The sequence below is a fragment of the Dulcicalothrix desertica PCC 7102 genome, assembly GCF_003991905.1.
In the GTDB taxonomy this organism is placed as follows: domain Bacteria; phylum Cyanobacteriota; class Cyanobacteriia; order Cyanobacteriales; family Nostocaceae; genus Dulcicalothrix; species Dulcicalothrix desertica.
Window position 1 is genome coordinate 137,077 of the sequence record NZ_RSCL01000003.1, and the last position, 15,551, is coordinate 152,627.

11 protein-coding genes are annotated in these 15,551 nt (G+C 40.2%); 8 read left to right on the plus strand and 3 right to left on the minus strand.

Annotation, left to right across the window (positions count from 1 at the left end; genetic code table 11):
* The first annotated feature begins 37 nt into the window (after positions 1-37).
* From DSM106972_RS07305 to DSM106972_RS07325, 4 genes are all read left to right on the plus strand, one after another.
* Positions 38-268: a DUF433 domain-containing protein gene (locus DSM106972_RS07305; protein WP_127080077.1), complete on the plus strand. Its 231-nt coding sequence runs from the start codon at positions 38-40 to the stop codon at positions 266-268.
* 484 nt (positions 269-752) lie between these two features.
* Positions 753-1,643 carry an ABC transporter permease gene (locus DSM106972_RS07315; protein ID WP_127080078.1) on the plus strand — a complete coding sequence of 297 codons (891 nt, stop codon included), beginning with the start codon at positions 753-755 and terminating at the stop codon, positions 1,641-1,643.
* Positions 1,644-1,816: 173 nt separating this feature from the next.
* Positions 1,817-1,990: a hypothetical protein gene (locus DSM106972_RS07320; protein WP_411675282.1), complete on the plus strand. Its 174-nt coding sequence runs from the start codon at positions 1,817-1,819 to the stop codon at positions 1,988-1,990.
* A gap of 15 nt (positions 1,991-2,005) precedes the next feature.
* Positions 2,006-2,923 carry an ROK family protein gene (locus tag DSM106972_RS07325; protein WP_127080080.1) on the plus strand — a complete coding sequence of 306 codons (918 nt, stop codon included), beginning with the start codon at positions 2,006-2,008 and terminating at the stop codon, positions 2,921-2,923.
* A gap of 85 nt (positions 2,924-3,008) precedes the next feature.
* Here DSM106972_RS07325 and DSM106972_RS07330 read toward each other — a convergent pair whose 3' ends face one another.
* From DSM106972_RS07330 to pyrG, 3 genes are all read right to left on the minus strand, one after another.
* Positions 3,009-4,337, minus strand: a complete 1,329-nt coding sequence (locus tag DSM106972_RS07330; RefSeq protein ID WP_127080081.1) for a site-specific DNA-methyltransferase — start codon at positions 4,335-4,337, stop codon at positions 3,009-3,011.
* Positions 4,338-4,619: 282 nt separating this feature from the next.
* Complete coding sequence (locus DSM106972_RS07335) at positions 4,620-5,036, minus strand: hypothetical protein (protein ID WP_127080082.1); 417 nt, start codon at positions 5,034-5,036, stop codon at positions 4,620-4,622.
* A 126-nt stretch (positions 5,037-5,162) separates the two neighbouring features.
* Entirely contained in the window at positions 5,163-6,800 is a 1,638-nt protein-coding gene (gene pyrG / locus DSM106972_RS07340) for a CTP synthase (protein WP_127080083.1), read from the minus strand.
* Between the two features lie 61 nt (positions 6,801-6,861).
* Between pyrG and DSM106972_RS07345 the strand changes: the two genes are divergently transcribed.
* From DSM106972_RS07345 to DSM106972_RS07360, 4 genes are all read left to right on the plus strand, one after another.
* Positions 6,862-8,718, plus strand: a complete 1,857-nt coding sequence (locus DSM106972_RS07345; protein ID WP_186538889.1) for an N-acetylmuramoyl-L-alanine amidase family protein — start codon at positions 6,862-6,864, stop codon at positions 8,716-8,718.
* Between the two features lie 610 nt (positions 8,719-9,328).
* A complete protein-coding gene (locus DSM106972_RS07350) occupies positions 9,329-11,572 on the plus strand; it encodes a lectin-like protein (protein WP_127080085.1) in 2,244 nt (747 codons plus the stop codon).
* An 873-nt stretch (positions 11,573-12,445) separates the two neighbouring features.
* Positions 12,446-13,279 (plus strand): WecB/TagA/CpsF family glycosyltransferase, encoded by an 834-nt coding sequence (locus DSM106972_RS07355; protein ID WP_127080086.1) that lies wholly within the window; start codon positions 12,446-12,448, stop codon positions 13,277-13,279.
* A 68-nt stretch (positions 13,280-13,347) separates the two neighbouring features.
* The gene (locus DSM106972_RS07360; protein ID WP_127080087.1) at positions 13,348-15,531 is read left to right on the plus strand and encodes a GumC family protein; all 2,184 of its coding nucleotides are present in this window, start codon (positions 13,348-13,350) and stop codon (positions 15,529-15,531) included.
* The last annotated feature ends 20 nt before the right edge of the window (positions 15,532-15,551 follow it).

Here is a 15,551-nt window from a genome sequence, read left to right on the forward strand (position 1 = left end):
AAAGCTTTGCCCATTTACGTTGTTCAATATATAAATTATGCAAAACCTTACTAGAATTACTCGTAACCCAGAAGTAATGGGTGGTAAACCTTGCATTCGAGGAATGCGTGTTACCGTCGGCACTGTTGTTGGCTTACTAGCGTCTGGACACTCACAGAATGATATTCTTAAAGCTTATCCGTATTTAGAAGAGGGAGATATTTACGAAGCACTGGCTTATGCAGCTTGGCGGGCAGAAGAGATTGAAGTACCTTTAAAAACGGCATGAAAATTTTGATTGATATGAACCTTTCGCCTGATTGGGTCATAGTCTTTGACAGGTATAATATTGAAGCTGTACATTGGTGTATATTTACCCGTACCGCTTTCAATGCCTTCAAGCCAAAGATTTCGCACTTCCTCTATATTTTGCAATTGCAACAAACGTTTTTGCTTCCACTAACTTTCTAAAAATTAGATATAAAAATATCCTTTTTGCTCTAAAGTAGCAAAGATTCTTATAAAACCCAATATTAGGGTAACAGGCAGGGATGCCTGTTCCACAAGAAGTGTATTTATACTACAAGTGTTATATTTGCCCCCAATGAAACATTTTGTTGCGATGTGCGTTCAATTGGTTGTATATTCCATTGACAAAACTATTGTTATATATTAAAACTCTTAACTCATAACTCCTAATTCTGTACAGACCTAATTAATTCGGTCTCTACTAATTCCTAACTCCTAACTCCTAACTCCTAACTTTTAAATATATGGCTGTTACAAAGAGTCCTCTACCTAAGTTTCTACAGCTTCCCCAAAATCCTAGTCTTTCGCAGAAGTTGATGTATGTGGGGTTGGCGTTAACTTTATTTTTTATATTGCTGGCGTTTTTTGCGCCTGTTTTACAAGCTATTGGAATTCTACAAAATCCTACTGAGTTTCTTAGTAACCCTATGCATGAGGCGCCTTCTGGTAAGTACTGGTTTGGTACTAGTCGCCTGGGGTATGATGTGTTTTCTCGGACTATGTTCGGCGCCCAAGCTGCTTTACAAGTTGTAATAGTCGCGACGGCGTTAAGTATGGTTATTGGTGTTCCACTGGGAATGTTAAGTGGTTACACGGGCGGCAAGTTAGACAAAGTATTACTATTTATTATGGATAGTATTTATACTTTGCCGGGATTGTTGCTTTCGGTAACGCTAGCTTTTGTTGTTGGACGCGGAATATTAAACGCTGCTATCGCTATTAGTATTGCTTATATACCCCAGTATTATAGAGTTGTACGGAATCATACAGTTAGTGTGAAAACAGAGGTATTTATCGAAGCTGCTCAGGCAATGGGCGCCAACACTTGGCAGGTACTTAGCAAATATTTGTTTTTCAATGTTATCCAAAGTGTACCTGTACTCTTTACCCTTAATGCTGCGGATGCCATTCTAGTGTTGGGTGGATTAGGATTTTTAGGACTAGGGCTTCCTGATGAAGTTCCTGAATGGGGGCATGATTTAAAGCAAGCTTTAGAAGCTTTACCTACAGGAATTTGGTGGACTACTTTATTTCCGGGTTTAGCACTAACTTTGATGGTAGTAGGTTTATCCCTATTTGGTGAGGGGTTGAACGATTTGGTTAACCCACGCTTACGAAAACAAATTAGGAATTAGTGTAGAAGATCGTTGTAAGCACGTTGTAAGCACGTTGTAAGCACGTTGTAAGCACTTTAGTGCTTGTACATGAAAGCACTAAAGTGCTTACAACGTGCCATAAATCCAATTTCATTTGTTAATCTATATATTTTGTTCTATTTATAACAGAGAGTCTGAACGTGAAAGATAAGATGTCCTTGATTGCTGCTACGACTGGCGGTTTCATGCTTTCGGTTGCTTTAACCGGGATATTACATGGTAAGCCTGTAACTAATATTGCTAGTGAAGGTAGTTTTAATATTTCTCCTGTCACTTATGTGAATGTCAAAAAATCTGAAGTACACGAAGTGAAGAAATTAGGCTAGGCAAAAAAACTACCAATGACAAATAATAATATTCAAGTTATTGGGATTGACCTAGGTGGAACAGCGATAAAGTTGGGGAGATTTACTGTTGACGGCGCCCTTTTACAGTCGATAACCGTTGCAACTCCTCAACCTCCTGCTCCTGAAATGGTATTGAATGTAATAGTTAGCGCATTACAAGAACTGGATTCAAATAATCAAGCCGTTGCTATTGGTCTTGGAATGCCTGGACCAAGTGACCCAGAGGGACGAATTGCGCTAGTGTCTATTAATTTACCAGGTTGGCGTGATGTTCCGTTAGCTCAATGGTTAGAAGAAAAAACAGGCAAACCGACTATTTTGGCTAACGATGCTAACTGTGCTGGTTTAGGTGAAGCTTGGCTAGGCGCCGGTCGTCGGTTCAAAAATTTTATTATGCTGACCTTGGGTACTGGTGTTGGTGGCGCCGTCTTTATTGACGGTAAATTATTTATTGGACATCATGGCGCCGCAGGTGAACTTGGTTTAATTAGCTTACACTCAGATGGTCCAGAATGTAACAGTGGCAACCAAGGCTCATTAGAACAATTTACTTCGATTCGGGCAATTAGGCGCCGTACTGGTAAAGAACCTTCGGAATTAGGGGAATTAGCAGAAACTGGTAATGTAGAAGCTTTAAACTTTTGGCAAGAATACGGCAGAGATTTAGGTATTGGTTTAACTAGTTTAATTTACGTGCTGACACCACAAGCTATTTTAATTGGTGGTGGAGTAGGCGCCAGTGCAAAGTTTTTTATACCTAGTGCCAAAGCTGAAATTGAAAAGCGAGTCTTTATTACGTCGCGCGCTGGTTTAGAAATTTTACCAGCAGAGTTGGGTAATTCAGCAGGTATGTTAGGCGCCGCAAAATTGGCATTAACAAAAATAAATACCAAATTGTCATTAGTCACGTAGCGTAATGCGGAGCCTTTGCCGCAGGCTAGAATCTAGATGCTTCACTACGTTCAGCATGACATTATTGATATTTTTTAAAAAACTATCAAATACTTAGAGGACGAATATATTTGGTCTCCAAATTTAGTTTACTATCCCAATCTTTTATTAAAGATTCATCTATAGTTTCTAATTCCGGGTGTTCCTCAATATAAAAGTCTAAACCGCTATGTAAAACCCTCTTCGTATCTATCAAAGACATTTGTCTTGATTGAAAATTATTTCCGTTGACAAAATCACCCATGACCTCGCTACCTTGGACTAAACGTTTAATTATTGTAGCTATAGCTAGGGGAGAATTATCGATAGTTATCCATTGTCTGCCTAATTCTTCTGCTACCGCAGCAGTGGTTCCACTTCCTGCAAATGCGTCTAGTATTAAATCTCCTGCATTCGATGAAGCAAGAATTATTCTTTTTATCAAATCTGGGTTCTTCTCTGTAGGATAACCGGTAATTTTAATATTTTGGTTGTGAGCGTCTTTATAATCAAGCCAAATATCTTGAACCCCTATGCCTTGACTGTTATCTAAATAAACTTTTCGTCTAGGGTTTCCTGTTGGAGACCAATATATTTCTCCTCTTGCATCCATTTCGTCCAATGTTTCAGGAGTATATTGCCAGTGTTTTCCAGGAGGGGGTAACATTCCTCTCCAAGGTTTACCTGTTGAACCTTTTCTAGTCCCAGGTGCATGAATAGGAACTTTTTTATATAGTCTTCCTGTTCCTTCTTCTACATATTGATATTCTTTTTTTATTGCTGCTTCTGTCCATGCTTCAAACGGCTGGTTCCATGTGTATTTGTCGGTCTTTGTATAAAATAATATGTAATCAGCAACATTTCCGTACTGCTTACGTGTGTAGTTTTTGGGATTACATTTTTTCCTTGTTATCCAGTTACGGAAATTTCTGGCGCCAAATATTTCGTCCATGATAATTTTTACTGGAAAAGCCATGTTTTCGTCTAGATGGACATATATGGCGCCTTGCTCAGATAAAAGTTCTTTTAGTAGTATTAGTCTCTGACGCAAAAATTCTAAATATACTGCTCCTTCCATGCAGTCGTGGTAAGCATGGTCGCTTTTACGAGATTCAAAGCTGCTTCCTGTTGCGTAGGGAGGGTCTATGTAGATTAATCCAACTTTTCCAGCAACGGTAGGGTCTTTTAATAAGGAGCTTAATACCCTTAAATTTTCTCCGTAGATTAATTTATTTTTCAGGTTTTTGTCTACGGTGACGACATGCTTTAATTTGGCTGGTTGAGTTTTTAATACGTGTTCTGCTGGAATTTTGCCTTCGTAATTTAATTGAAAGGATATATTTGTATTTATCGAGTTACTGATATAAGCGTTTTTACCAGGTATCCCTGTTGCCATGTGAGATGTTTTATTTTATTGGTACATTTGTCTATATTACCTGATAGATAAACAAAGGTGAAGTATTTACTTGGTCATGCTTCAAATGCTTCCAACATTTCATCAGGCAAAATTTTCCGAGCAGTCATGCATCTAAAGAAATAATTACTTAATCTTTGAGGCGCCTGCAAATTTCGCTAATCGAATATATTTTCCCTTTAGTTTTGAATTATAATGTTGGGTTGCGCGCTCCGTTTCACCCAACCTACTTTACTACCTGGCTCAGCACTCAGCACTTTTTACTTACATAGAGTATCCTGTGGCTTTTTCTATGTAGTCGATGACTTTTTGGTATGATTCGGGGTTGCTGACGGGGTTGATGATAATAGGTATTGTGCTATCGGGTAGCCAAAAGGTAATTCTACCATTGGGTTCGCGGCAAAATGAACTGATACATTTTAGGTTGATTATGTACTCGTTTCTTTCGTATATTATTTTTACCCAATATGTATTTTCAGGCAATTGTGTAACTTTTTCGGTGTAGTTAAGAATTTTTTGGTAGTCTTTTGGGTTACTTTGCGGGTTTATCACAATTGGAATAGCGTTATCTGGTAGCCAAAATGTTACTCTACTGTTCGGTTCGCGGCAAAAGGCACTGACGCACTCAAAGTCTACTATGTACTCGTTGCGGTCAAATAGTACTTTTTCCCAGTGCGCCACGATTTTCTCCCATTAATAGTTAAAAGTGCTGAGTGCTGAGTGCTGAGTGCTGAGTGCTGAGAAAACAATTAATAACTCCTAACTCATAACTCATAACTCATAACTCTTAATTCAGCACTCAATACTTTATAACACTTCTGCTGGCGCCGGGAAGTTGATTGTGGGGTGGGAGTGTCTAATTGCTGCTTCGAGAAATCCTTCAAATAATGGATGCGGTTTACTTGGGCTTGATTGAAATTCTGGGTGGAACTGAGATGCTACAAAGTACGGGTGTTCGGGATATTCAATCATTTCAACCAGGCGCCCATCGGGAGATGTACCACTAATTACATAGCCGGAGTCTACAAATAAACTGCGGTAAGCGTTGTTGAATTCGTAGCGGTGACGGTGACGCTCGTATACAACTTCTTCTTGATACTGTTTGAAGGCACGTGTGTTTGGTAGAACGCGACAAGGATATAAACCTAAACGCATTGTTCCCCCTAAGTCCACTACATCTAATTGTTCAGGTAGCAAGTTAATTACCGGATGTTCGGCATCAGGTGCAAATTCGGCGCTGTTGGCATCTATTAAACCCGCTACATTTCTTGCCCACTCAATCACGGCACATTGCATTCCCAAACATAATCCTAAGAAGGGGATTTCATGTTCACGCGCGTATTTAATTGCGGCTATTTTTCCATCTACACCTCTAGTCCCAAATCCGCCCGGTACTATTATACCATCTACCCCTTCGAGGTAGTTTTCAACTGATTCGGTTTCGAGTTTTTCGGAGTTTACCCAGCGCAGTCGCAATTCTCCATGAGTTGCTATTGCCGCATGACGAACGGCTTCTACAACCGATAGATATGCATCACTCAAACGTACATATTTACCAACTATGGCAATTTCTACTTGGTATTTGGGGCTGTACAGTCTTTCTACTAAGGTTTGCCATTGACGCAAATCTGGTTTGCGTTGCTCCATTTGTAGAAGCTCTAAGCTTTGATGTGCTAATCCTTCGCGCTCTAACATGAGTGGCACTTCGTAAATGCTGTTGGCATCTTGGGAAGTAACGACGCACTCTACGGGCACATCACAAAATTCTGAAAGCTTTTCTTTGATGCCTGGGGGTATTGGTCGATCGCTTCGACACACTAATATATCTGGTTGAATGCCTATCGAACGCAGTTCTTTGACTGAGTGCTGGGTTGGCTTCGTTTTCATTTCGCCTGCTGATGCTATCCACGGTACCAATGTTACGTGCATATAAATCACGTTTTGGCGCCCGACTTCTTTGCGAAACTGACGGATGGCCTCCAAAAATGGCAGCGACTCTATATCACCAACTGTGCCACCTATTTCTGTAATTACAACATCAGGATGTGTATCTTGGGCGACACGCTTAATTCGATCTTTAATTTCGTTGGTGATGTGGGGTATAACTTGGACGGTACCTCCGTTATAGTCTCCGCGACGTTCGCGGTTGATGACCGATTGGTATACCGCACCGGTTGTCACGCTGTTAAGTCGAGACATTGGCGTATCAGTAAAGCGTTCATAGTGCCCCAGGTCTAAATCGGTTTCCGCTCCATCTTTGGTGACGAATACTTCACCATGCTGAAACGGACTCATGGTACCTGGGTCTACATTTATATAAGGGTCGAGTTTTAGAATCGAAACCGAATATTCGCGGGATTTGAGCAGGCGCCCCAAACTTGCTGCTACAATTCCTTTACCGATACTAGATACAACCCCACCAGTCACAAATACAAACTTAGTCATACATCAATTATCAAATTTTAGCAACTTCTGTAAAAGACACCCCGTCATTGTGCCACAGTAAATGTTATGTTCTTATTTATTTAGTGGCGTGAAACCCGTTTTAGGATTATTCTTAATTAGCTCAATACTCACCCCCTATAGCGTTTTGGCTAGTACACAATCCCTTAAGGTTGTTTACCCGCGAACCAATCACAAAACAAGTGCCGATAGAATCTTCTTCATTGGCACGGCGCCGTCAACCGGACAAGTTTTAATTAATGGTAAGCTAATCAAAAGAAGTCAGAGTGGTCATTTTGCACCAAGCTTACCGCTCTCGATTGGGGAAAATAACTTTACAATTCGTTACCAAAATCAAGAATTGTTGATCAAAGTAACGCGGTTGAGTATACAACCGGAAATTCCCACTAGAGCTACGTTTGCTCCAAATTCTCTCACACCATCCGTTGATATTGCCCGATTACCAGGAGAAACTGTATGTTTTAGTGCCGTTGCACCTCCTGCTTCAAAAGTAAGAGTCAAACTTGGTTTACAAACAATTTCTCTTTTACCTCAACCACAAATTGCACAACTTCCCGATAATAAAGCAGCTTTAACAGGAAGGAACCAACCAATTGCGAGTTCGAGCGTTAGTAAGTATGAAGGCTGCACCACTGTTGGACAATCCAGTCAACAAACAGGTACGTTACTTTATGGCAATAACATTATCTCAGGTACAGTTATTCCAGATACTCCCACTTTGATTGAGTTAGGTAAACCGGAATTCCAACTAACTACTAACGGTAAGACTGTTACCCAAACTGGTACTGGTAATATTACCGTACTTCCAAGAGCGCAATTGCAAGTAGCTGAAGTTACATCCGACGCTGGTGTCGCAAGAACTGGATCCAGTACCGACTTTTCTCGGCTTACACCTCTACCAAAAGGTACAAGGGCATCAATTACCGGAAGAGACGGTGATTGGTTACGCTTAGATTACGGCGCTTGGATTAATAGTAAAGAGACTCGTATTATACCAGGTAGTGTAGCACCACGCACAATTATTCGCAGTGTTGGCTATCGGAATTTACAGGGCAAAACTGAGATAGTTTTTCCTCTACAGGTACCTGTTCCTGTCAGTGTCCAGCAAGGTGACAAGTCTCTGACTTTGACTCTTTATAACACCACTGCACAAACCGATACGTTCCGCACTGACAATAACCCAATTATTTCACGTCTTGATTGGCAACAAGTCAACCCAAATCAAGTTCAATACACTTTCAACCTCAAGACAAATCAACAGTGGGGTTACAAACTTCGCTATGAAGGCACTAGCTTAGTTTTAACAATGCGTCACCCCCCCACTCAAACTGGACGCAAACCATTATCTGGTGTCAAAGTACTACTCGACCCAGGACATGGTGGTGCTGAATCTGGCGCCACTGGTCCTGAAGGTACTTTAGAAAAAGATGTTAATTTAGTTATTTCTAGGTTAATACGCTCAGACTTAATCAAACGTGGCGCCACTGTAGTCATGACGCGCAACTCAGATGTAGAACTCTCACTAGTTGACCGTCAAAAAATTATTGACGCAGAAGAACCTACAATCGCTTTATCTGTTCACCATAACTCGTTACCCGATAATGGTGATGCCGAAAACATTAAAGGATTTGGTACGTTTTGGTACAATACGCAAGCACACGACTTAGCTTTATTTTTACATAACTATGTAGTAGAAAAAATTAGGCGCCCTTCTTATGGAGTATTTTGGAATAACTTAGCGCTAACACGTCCCGCGAGTTCTCCATCTGTACTACTAGAGCTAGGGTTTATGAGTAATCCTAATGAAATAGAACTAATTACCAACCCTGAAGACCAAAAGAAGATGGCACGCACTATTTCTAATGGTATCGCCGAGTGGTTTAAGAAAAATCGCAAATAATACTTAGGAAATAAGAACCCCAGTTTCTTATTTCTTAATCTTTGTATTCCTAAGCACACAAACGCGAAAAGTTTTTTAAGATAAGTATAAGTAATTTAAAAGTTTGACAAAGCGTATATTAAGACAGCTTTATATTATTGTTATTTTTAAGTGAATCCCCTCATTGACAAGGGTTAGAGGTTATGCAAACTCGATTAATCGCTGATATGTTTGTGTATTTTAATTAATTAAACAAAGTTGGTATATAAAAATATGGCAATAATGAGATACTTATTTATCAGTAGATATTCTCTTCATATCGGCGGAGATTGCGTAAGTATTTGACTGTAACGTTTGTAAGTTTTTATCCGTTACGAATGTTACATTTTCGTGAAGTTGTGATTAAATGTTATTACAAAAATATTTTTGGGCATAATGAGACATTTGACTATATAGTAGTCTTTGCTACATAATCATTTGTACTCAAATATACACGCTGAAGTGCATTTACCTTAGTGAATGTACTAGATTCTGATGACTTGATAGCATGTGCAATTTTTTTGTCTACATATTCAACGTTTGTACGCACTAAAGCGAAAGTTATTTAATAATGTAGTAAGAGGAAAACCCAGTGTCTAATTCATTAAAGCACCAACTCAAAGAGTATTACCAACGAAGTCTGTCGCTATCAACAGAATTACCGATATCATCTTCTCCAACTCCGTTAAGTGCTTCTTCTAGTTCAAGTTCTGCTGTTGCTGCGGATGTTAGCGGGGGGTTAGGAAATATTTCTGGCAATATTAATTACAGGGGTACTGCTCCACAAGTTGTTGACTCAGATTTAACTATCACCAATGTTGGTACACTCAATGGCGCACGGGTGTTAATTGGTAACTTTGATGCCAGTAAAGACCGTTTAGGTATTGATGGAGCTACAAGTGGTAGTAGTCCAGATGGAGTTAATTGGAACTACGACCAAGCAAGAGGTGTGCTGACCTTAGATTCAGCGACTGCCCTTAGTTCTGATGTTTACCAAGGTTTATTGCGTCGAGTTACGTATGCTAATACTGATGGCAGCAACCCAGGAGCAGCGCGCAATATTCAATTCTCTTTAGGTAATTTGCTTGCAAATCCAGAAAATGGGCATTTTTACGAGTTTGTAACGGGTGAAAATAATGTTGGTATTTCTTGGACTGATGCCAGAACTGCTGCTGAGGGTCGTAACTATTTAGGAAAACGAGGGTATTTAGCTACAATCACCACTCAAGCTGAACAAGATTTTATTCAAAGTCGAGTTAGTGGTAATGGTTGGATAGGCGCCAGTGACGCAATAACCGAAGGAGACTGGAGATGGGTAACGGGGCCTGAAGGTTTAGAGGCAGACACCAGTGGTATTGGAAGGTTATATTGGCGAGGGACTAGTACAGGTGCTGCAATTGATGGGCGCTACAACAACTGGGATTTACAAAGGAATGAGCCTAACAACTCGACTGATGGTGGTAAACCTGACGGTGAAGATTATGCCCACATAGTTGGAAATGCGAATGCTGGAAATATAGGTAAGTGGAATGACCTTCCTAACCAGCAAGATTATACTAATTTTGCTGCTTATAGACCCCAAGGTTACGTCGTCGAGTACGGTGGTTTACCAACAGATTCTTCACCAACTGTTAGTGCTAGCGTCACACTTAACTTTACTGGCGCCGTTGGTAATGCTGGTACTCCCGCTGTTGGTGCCTCATCAAGGGTTCCTAATTTTGGTGGTACTCCCAACGCTAGTGGCTTTAATACACCTGAAATACTATGGCGCAATTATGGTAATGGAAGCCTCAGTGGGGGGAATGCTGTTTGGGGTATTAATTACGACCCTGCAAACCCAACTAACCCCTTTAGCTTGAGTACAGACACAAGACTAACTAAGGCCATTCGAGAAGTAAGAGACACTGATTGGGAAATTGAAGGTTTGTATGACGTAGATAACAACGGTATTACCGATATTTTCTGGCGCAATTATGGGAATGGACCCGACAGTGGTAAAAATGCTGTTTGGTTTATGACATTTGACGCTAACACTGGTATTGATGTTGATTTATCCAGCACAACTAGAACTCAGACTCTTCGTCCTGTAGAAGATACAAACTGGGAAATGGAAGGGGTGACAAACTTTGGTGGCAGCAGTGGACCTCAGATTCTTTGGCGCAATTACAGAACTGGTGATATAGCTATATGGGCATATAACTATGATTCTAACGTTGCTGGAACTGGCGCCCTTACTCTTGACCTCAGCAGAAGCAGAACTCTCGCTCGGAGAGTTCCTACTGACTGGACTATCGAAGGCTGGGCTGACTTTAATAATGACGCTATTCCCGATATTCTCTGGCGTAATTATAGAACTGGCGAAAATGCTATCTGGAAATTAAATAATACTACCACGGGTAACAATCCTTACTTTAATGACGCTGATGGGTACGTTATTACTCCTATCGCTGACACTCAGTGGGAAGTTGCAGATGTAATTGACTTTGATACAGATGGTGTTGCTGATATTCTCTGGCGCAATTACCGCACTGGCGGAATTGGTATTTGGGGAATGCAAAATAGCGGTGACTATGACCCAGCCGAGACAAACGCCATTATTACTCCTCCTGTCACAGATACCCAGTGGCGCATTGATGGAACTGCCGACTTTACAGGAGATGGTGTACCTGACTGGGTATGGCGCAACTACCGTACTGGTGAAACTAATATGTGGGCCATGAAGCGTGATGCAAGCAACGGCGACCGCTATGCTTTCGATGCTGGTTCTGTTATTTTCAGAGTTGAGGATGTAACTTGGGAAATTGAAGGCCCTAGCCCATCACGTGACAGAGTGTAAAATTACTATCAAATGTGTAGTTATTAAATGATTATGCAGAGGCGCCTTACTGAGGTGTCTCTGCATACTCTATGTCTTTATATTTAAATGTCTCCTGTAACACTTTATGAATTCTTTTTAATTTTGCTTCATCATTATTGATTTTTATTTGTGTATTGAGACAATTTTTTCCTAGAACTTCAGGGAAAAAACGCTTGCTTCACAATTTCTTTATAAAAACTTATTTCTTTCTACACATTAGCTTTACACTAACTATTTAAATTCGAGCAAAATAAAAGATATATTAAAGCTTGACAATTCTCAGACTCAGGCAGTTACTGTGTCTGACAAATGCGATGGCAGGTAAAGTTGGATACTTTCGCTTTTCACTCTAATATTCTCTGTCATGCAGTGTGTTTACTTTGGAGTGACAAGAAAGTAACTGTGCATTCCTGTCACCATAGCAGATATCAATGCTGCCTTCCTTGAGATACGTGTAAGCTTTATATGCTTATCTTAGGATGAAATCTATTTTGTTTAATTTAACATTGCTGAGTAGGGATGAATTTTACTTACAAATTCTGCTAATTAAGGCGCCGCTAGAATAAGTATGTAAGATTTAAGTCAAGATAATTAAAAAATTCTACCTAATGATTGAAGCGCTAATAAAGTTAAGCAAAGTTAAATAGGACGTGAGAGTAAAGACTTAATAATTAAATCGCCATGAAGCTATACATTCTGTTTAATTTGATTAACATTAGGAGGACATCGAGTTAAATAAGTTTTGGCTGAATTTTAATTAATATTAAGTTTCGTGTTCCGATTCGACAAGTGGCTAGGCAGGATGATGAGCAAATACGTAAACATTAAGTATCACTTGTTTTGAGAGCGGTGATGAGGCAAATAAACTTACTAAATGTCAAAATTCATAACATCACAATGGTGGAGCTTTTAGAAACGCTTTATCACGGTGGGGTTGTATTTACTCCCAACGTTGACCATGTTATGAAATTGCAGGAAAATTACGAGTTTTATGATGTGTATCAGGAGGCTGACTACCGAGTTTGCGATAGTAAAGTTTTGATGTATGTGTCAAATTTTCTCGGAACCCCAATCCAAGAAAAAATCTCTGGCTCAGATTTGTTTCCAGCATTTTACAATTACTATCGTGACGACGAGGATATTAAGATTTTTTTGCTGGGGTCTGAACCAGCGGTTGTTAAAAAAGCTCAAATGAGCATAAATTCCAAAGTTGGAAGAAACATTATTGTTGCCGCTCATTCGCCGTCATATGGATTTGAAACTAACGAGCAAGAGTGTCAAGAAATTGTTGATTTGATTAATCTTTCTGGTGCGACTGTGTTAGCAATTGGTGTTGGCGCCCCAAAGCAAGAAATGTGGATTGCAAAATATAGACATGCTTTAAAAAATGTCAAGATATTTTTGGCAATAGGAGCAACAATCAACTTTGAGGCTGGAGATATTCAACGTTCACCAAAATGGATGAGCGAAGTCGGTTTGGAATGGTTATATCGTTTAAATTCAGAACCGAAAAGACTCTGGAAACGTTATATGTTAAGCGCATTCCCATTTTTATGGCTAATTTTAAAACAGCGGATTCATCTGTACAAAAATCCTTGGTCTGAATTTGAAATGCCATTAGAAAAGCCAGCAGAAAAGCCAACAGAAAAAGCATTAGCATCGGCAGTTAGGAGTAATACCATCTAATAAATTACGAACAAAACAAATAAAAGGTGCATCGAATTCAACCAATCTTTACTACATAAATAACCTGTATGGAGCAGCAACACAACCGTTCCGAAGACATTGATATTCGCAGCTACTGGCTAGTTTTAAAACGACGCTGGCTTATTGCATCAGGGATTTTGTTCACATCGATAGCATTATCAGGGTTTGCGATTTCGTTGCAACGTCCTACCTATCAAGCTTCTGGAAAACTACTGTTTCAGGCAAACCGTGCTTCGCTGCTAACAGGAGTAGGAGAGAAAGTCGGAGATTTAGAAAGTGTAAGACGCGAAGCAAATCCTCTTTCGACTCAAGCTGAAATTTTGCAATCACGTCCAATCATAGAAGAGGTGATTAAAAAGCTTGACTTGCGAGATAAAAATGGTGAACTTTTAAAACCTGAGTCTATCAATATTAAAATCGATCCCATTCCTGGTACAGACGTTCTGAAAGTGGCGCATATATCTGGCGAATCGAAGAAAGCTGCGGACGTTGTAAATCAAATCATGCGGTCATATGTAAATAGCAATATTCAAAATAATCGCCAGGAGACAATTGCCGCGCGCAAGTTTATTGAGGGTCAACTGCCACGCGCGGAAGGTGAATTAAATAGAGCAACTGAACAATTACGCTCGTTTAAGGCAGCAAATCAAGTTATTAATTTAGAGCAAGAAACAGAGGAAACCGTCAAAAGTATTGGTGAGCTTGATAAGCAACTCAACGAAGTCAAAGGACAACTAGCAGAAGTTACATCACAGCAGGCGGAGCTTCGTTCTCAAATTAAAATACCCAGTTCAGAAGCAGTAGATAGAACATCGCTGTCGCTAATACCTGGTGTGCAAGAAGCATTGGGTGAACTACAAAAAGTGCAAAGTCAAATAGCTACACAACAAGCGCTTTATACCAGTGACAACCCAATAATGATTACCTTAAGGGAAAAAGAAGCATCCTTAAGTCAATTATTGCAACAGAGAGCTAGTCAGTCTTTAGGTACCAACGTTAAAGTTTCACCAGACAAGTTACAGTTAGGTCAACTCAAAGAACAGTTAGTTGGAGAGTCAGTAAGGCTGCAAGCGCAGCGCTTAGGTTTGGAGAGTAAAGTCCAAACTCTCTCTGGTCTCCACCAGCAGTTCAGACAACGCGCGCAGGTTTTGCCGAATTTAGAGAAGAAACAAGGTGACTTAGAACGGCGCGTAATGGTGGCTCAAAAAACCTACGAAACCTTACTTGGTCGTCTTCAAGAAATTCGCGTTGCTGAGAACCAAACTATTGGTAGTGCGCGCATCGTCCAAAATGCGGTTGTCTCGCCAAACCCAGCGCGAATGAGAATGATGCTGCTTTTAGGAGCAGGTGGAATTTTTATTGGCACCTTATTGGGAGTTGCTGCTGCGTTCCTAGTTGATGTCATCGATAAATCAATCAAAACTGTTAAAGAAGCTCAGGATGTATTTGGTTATACATTGCTTGGTTTAATTCCCAAATTTGATACCAATAGTGCTTCTATTGAGCAAACAATGGAAGGCGCCTCACCAAGGGTAGTTGTAGGAACTTTGCCACGCTCGGTAATTCACGAAGCATATCAAATGCTACAAGCGAACTTAAAATTTATTAGTCATAAAACAGTTCGCACTATTGTAGTTACTAGTTCAGTTCCAGGTGAAGGAAAATCTGAGGTCAGCGCGAATTTAGCCGCTGTAATTGCACAAGCAGGGAAACGTGTCTTACTTGTAGATTCCGACATGCGTAATCCTTCGCAACATCATTTGTGGGGAGTAATGAATTTGACGGGGTTGAGCAATGTGATAGTCGGACAAGACCGAATTCGCAATTGTATTCAAACGGTAACACGAAATCTATCAGTATTAACGGCTGGGGTAATACCACCAAATCCTCAAGCTCTATTAGACTCTGAAGGCATGAGCGCTTTGATTCAAGCTTTATCACAACACTATGATTATATAATCTTTGATACTCCACCTTTAGCGGGAACTGCGGATGCAGCAGTTTTGGGTAAAATGGCGGATGGTGTTTTGGTTGTAGTTCGTCCTGGTGTCGCTGACTTGAAGAGCGCACTTGCAGCTAAAACTTTGCTCATGCGTTCAGAAGCTAACGTTTTAGGTATGGTCGCTAATGGCGTCAATATCAAACATGAGCCTGATAGATATTTCTATTACAACAGTACCCGTGATACTAATAATAGTTCGCTTGTAGTTCAGGCATCTTTACGTAAGTAATACCAAAATATAGGCGCCTA

Bases quoted from the DNA above. Each gene is read 5' to 3' on its own strand.
- DSM106972_RS07315 (WP_127080078.1), top strand. From the start codon at position 753: ATGGCTGTTACAAAGAGTCCTCTACCTAAGTTTCTACAGCTTCCCCAA.
- DSM106972_RS07330 (WP_127080081.1), bottom strand. From the start codon at position 4,337: ATGGCAACAGGGATACCTGGTAAAAACGCTTATATCAGTAACTCGATA.
- DSM106972_RS07345 (WP_186538889.1), top strand. From the start codon at position 6,862: ATGTTATGTTCTTATTTATTTAGTGGCGTGAAACCCGTTTTAGGATTA.
- DSM106972_RS07325 (WP_127080080.1), top strand. From the start codon at position 2,006: ATGACAAATAATAATATTCAAGTTATTGGGATTGACCTAGGTGGAACA.
- DSM106972_RS07360 (WP_127080087.1), top strand. From the start codon at position 13,348: ATGGAGCAGCAACACAACCGTTCCGAAGACATTGATATTCGCAGCTAC.
- DSM106972_RS07320 (WP_411675282.1), top strand. From the start codon at position 1,817: ATGTCCTTGATTGCTGCTACGACTGGCGGTTTCATGCTTTCGGTTGCT.
- pyrG (WP_127080083.1), bottom strand. From the start codon at position 6,800: ATGACTAAGTTTGTATTTGTGACTGGTGGGGTTGTATCTAGTATCGGT.
- DSM106972_RS07305 (WP_127080077.1), top strand. From the start codon at position 38: ATGCAAAACCTTACTAGAATTACTCGTAACCCAGAAGTAATGGGTGGT.
- DSM106972_RS07355 (WP_127080086.1), top strand. From the start codon at position 12,446: ATGAGGCAAATAAACTTACTAAATGTCAAAATTCATAACATCACAATG.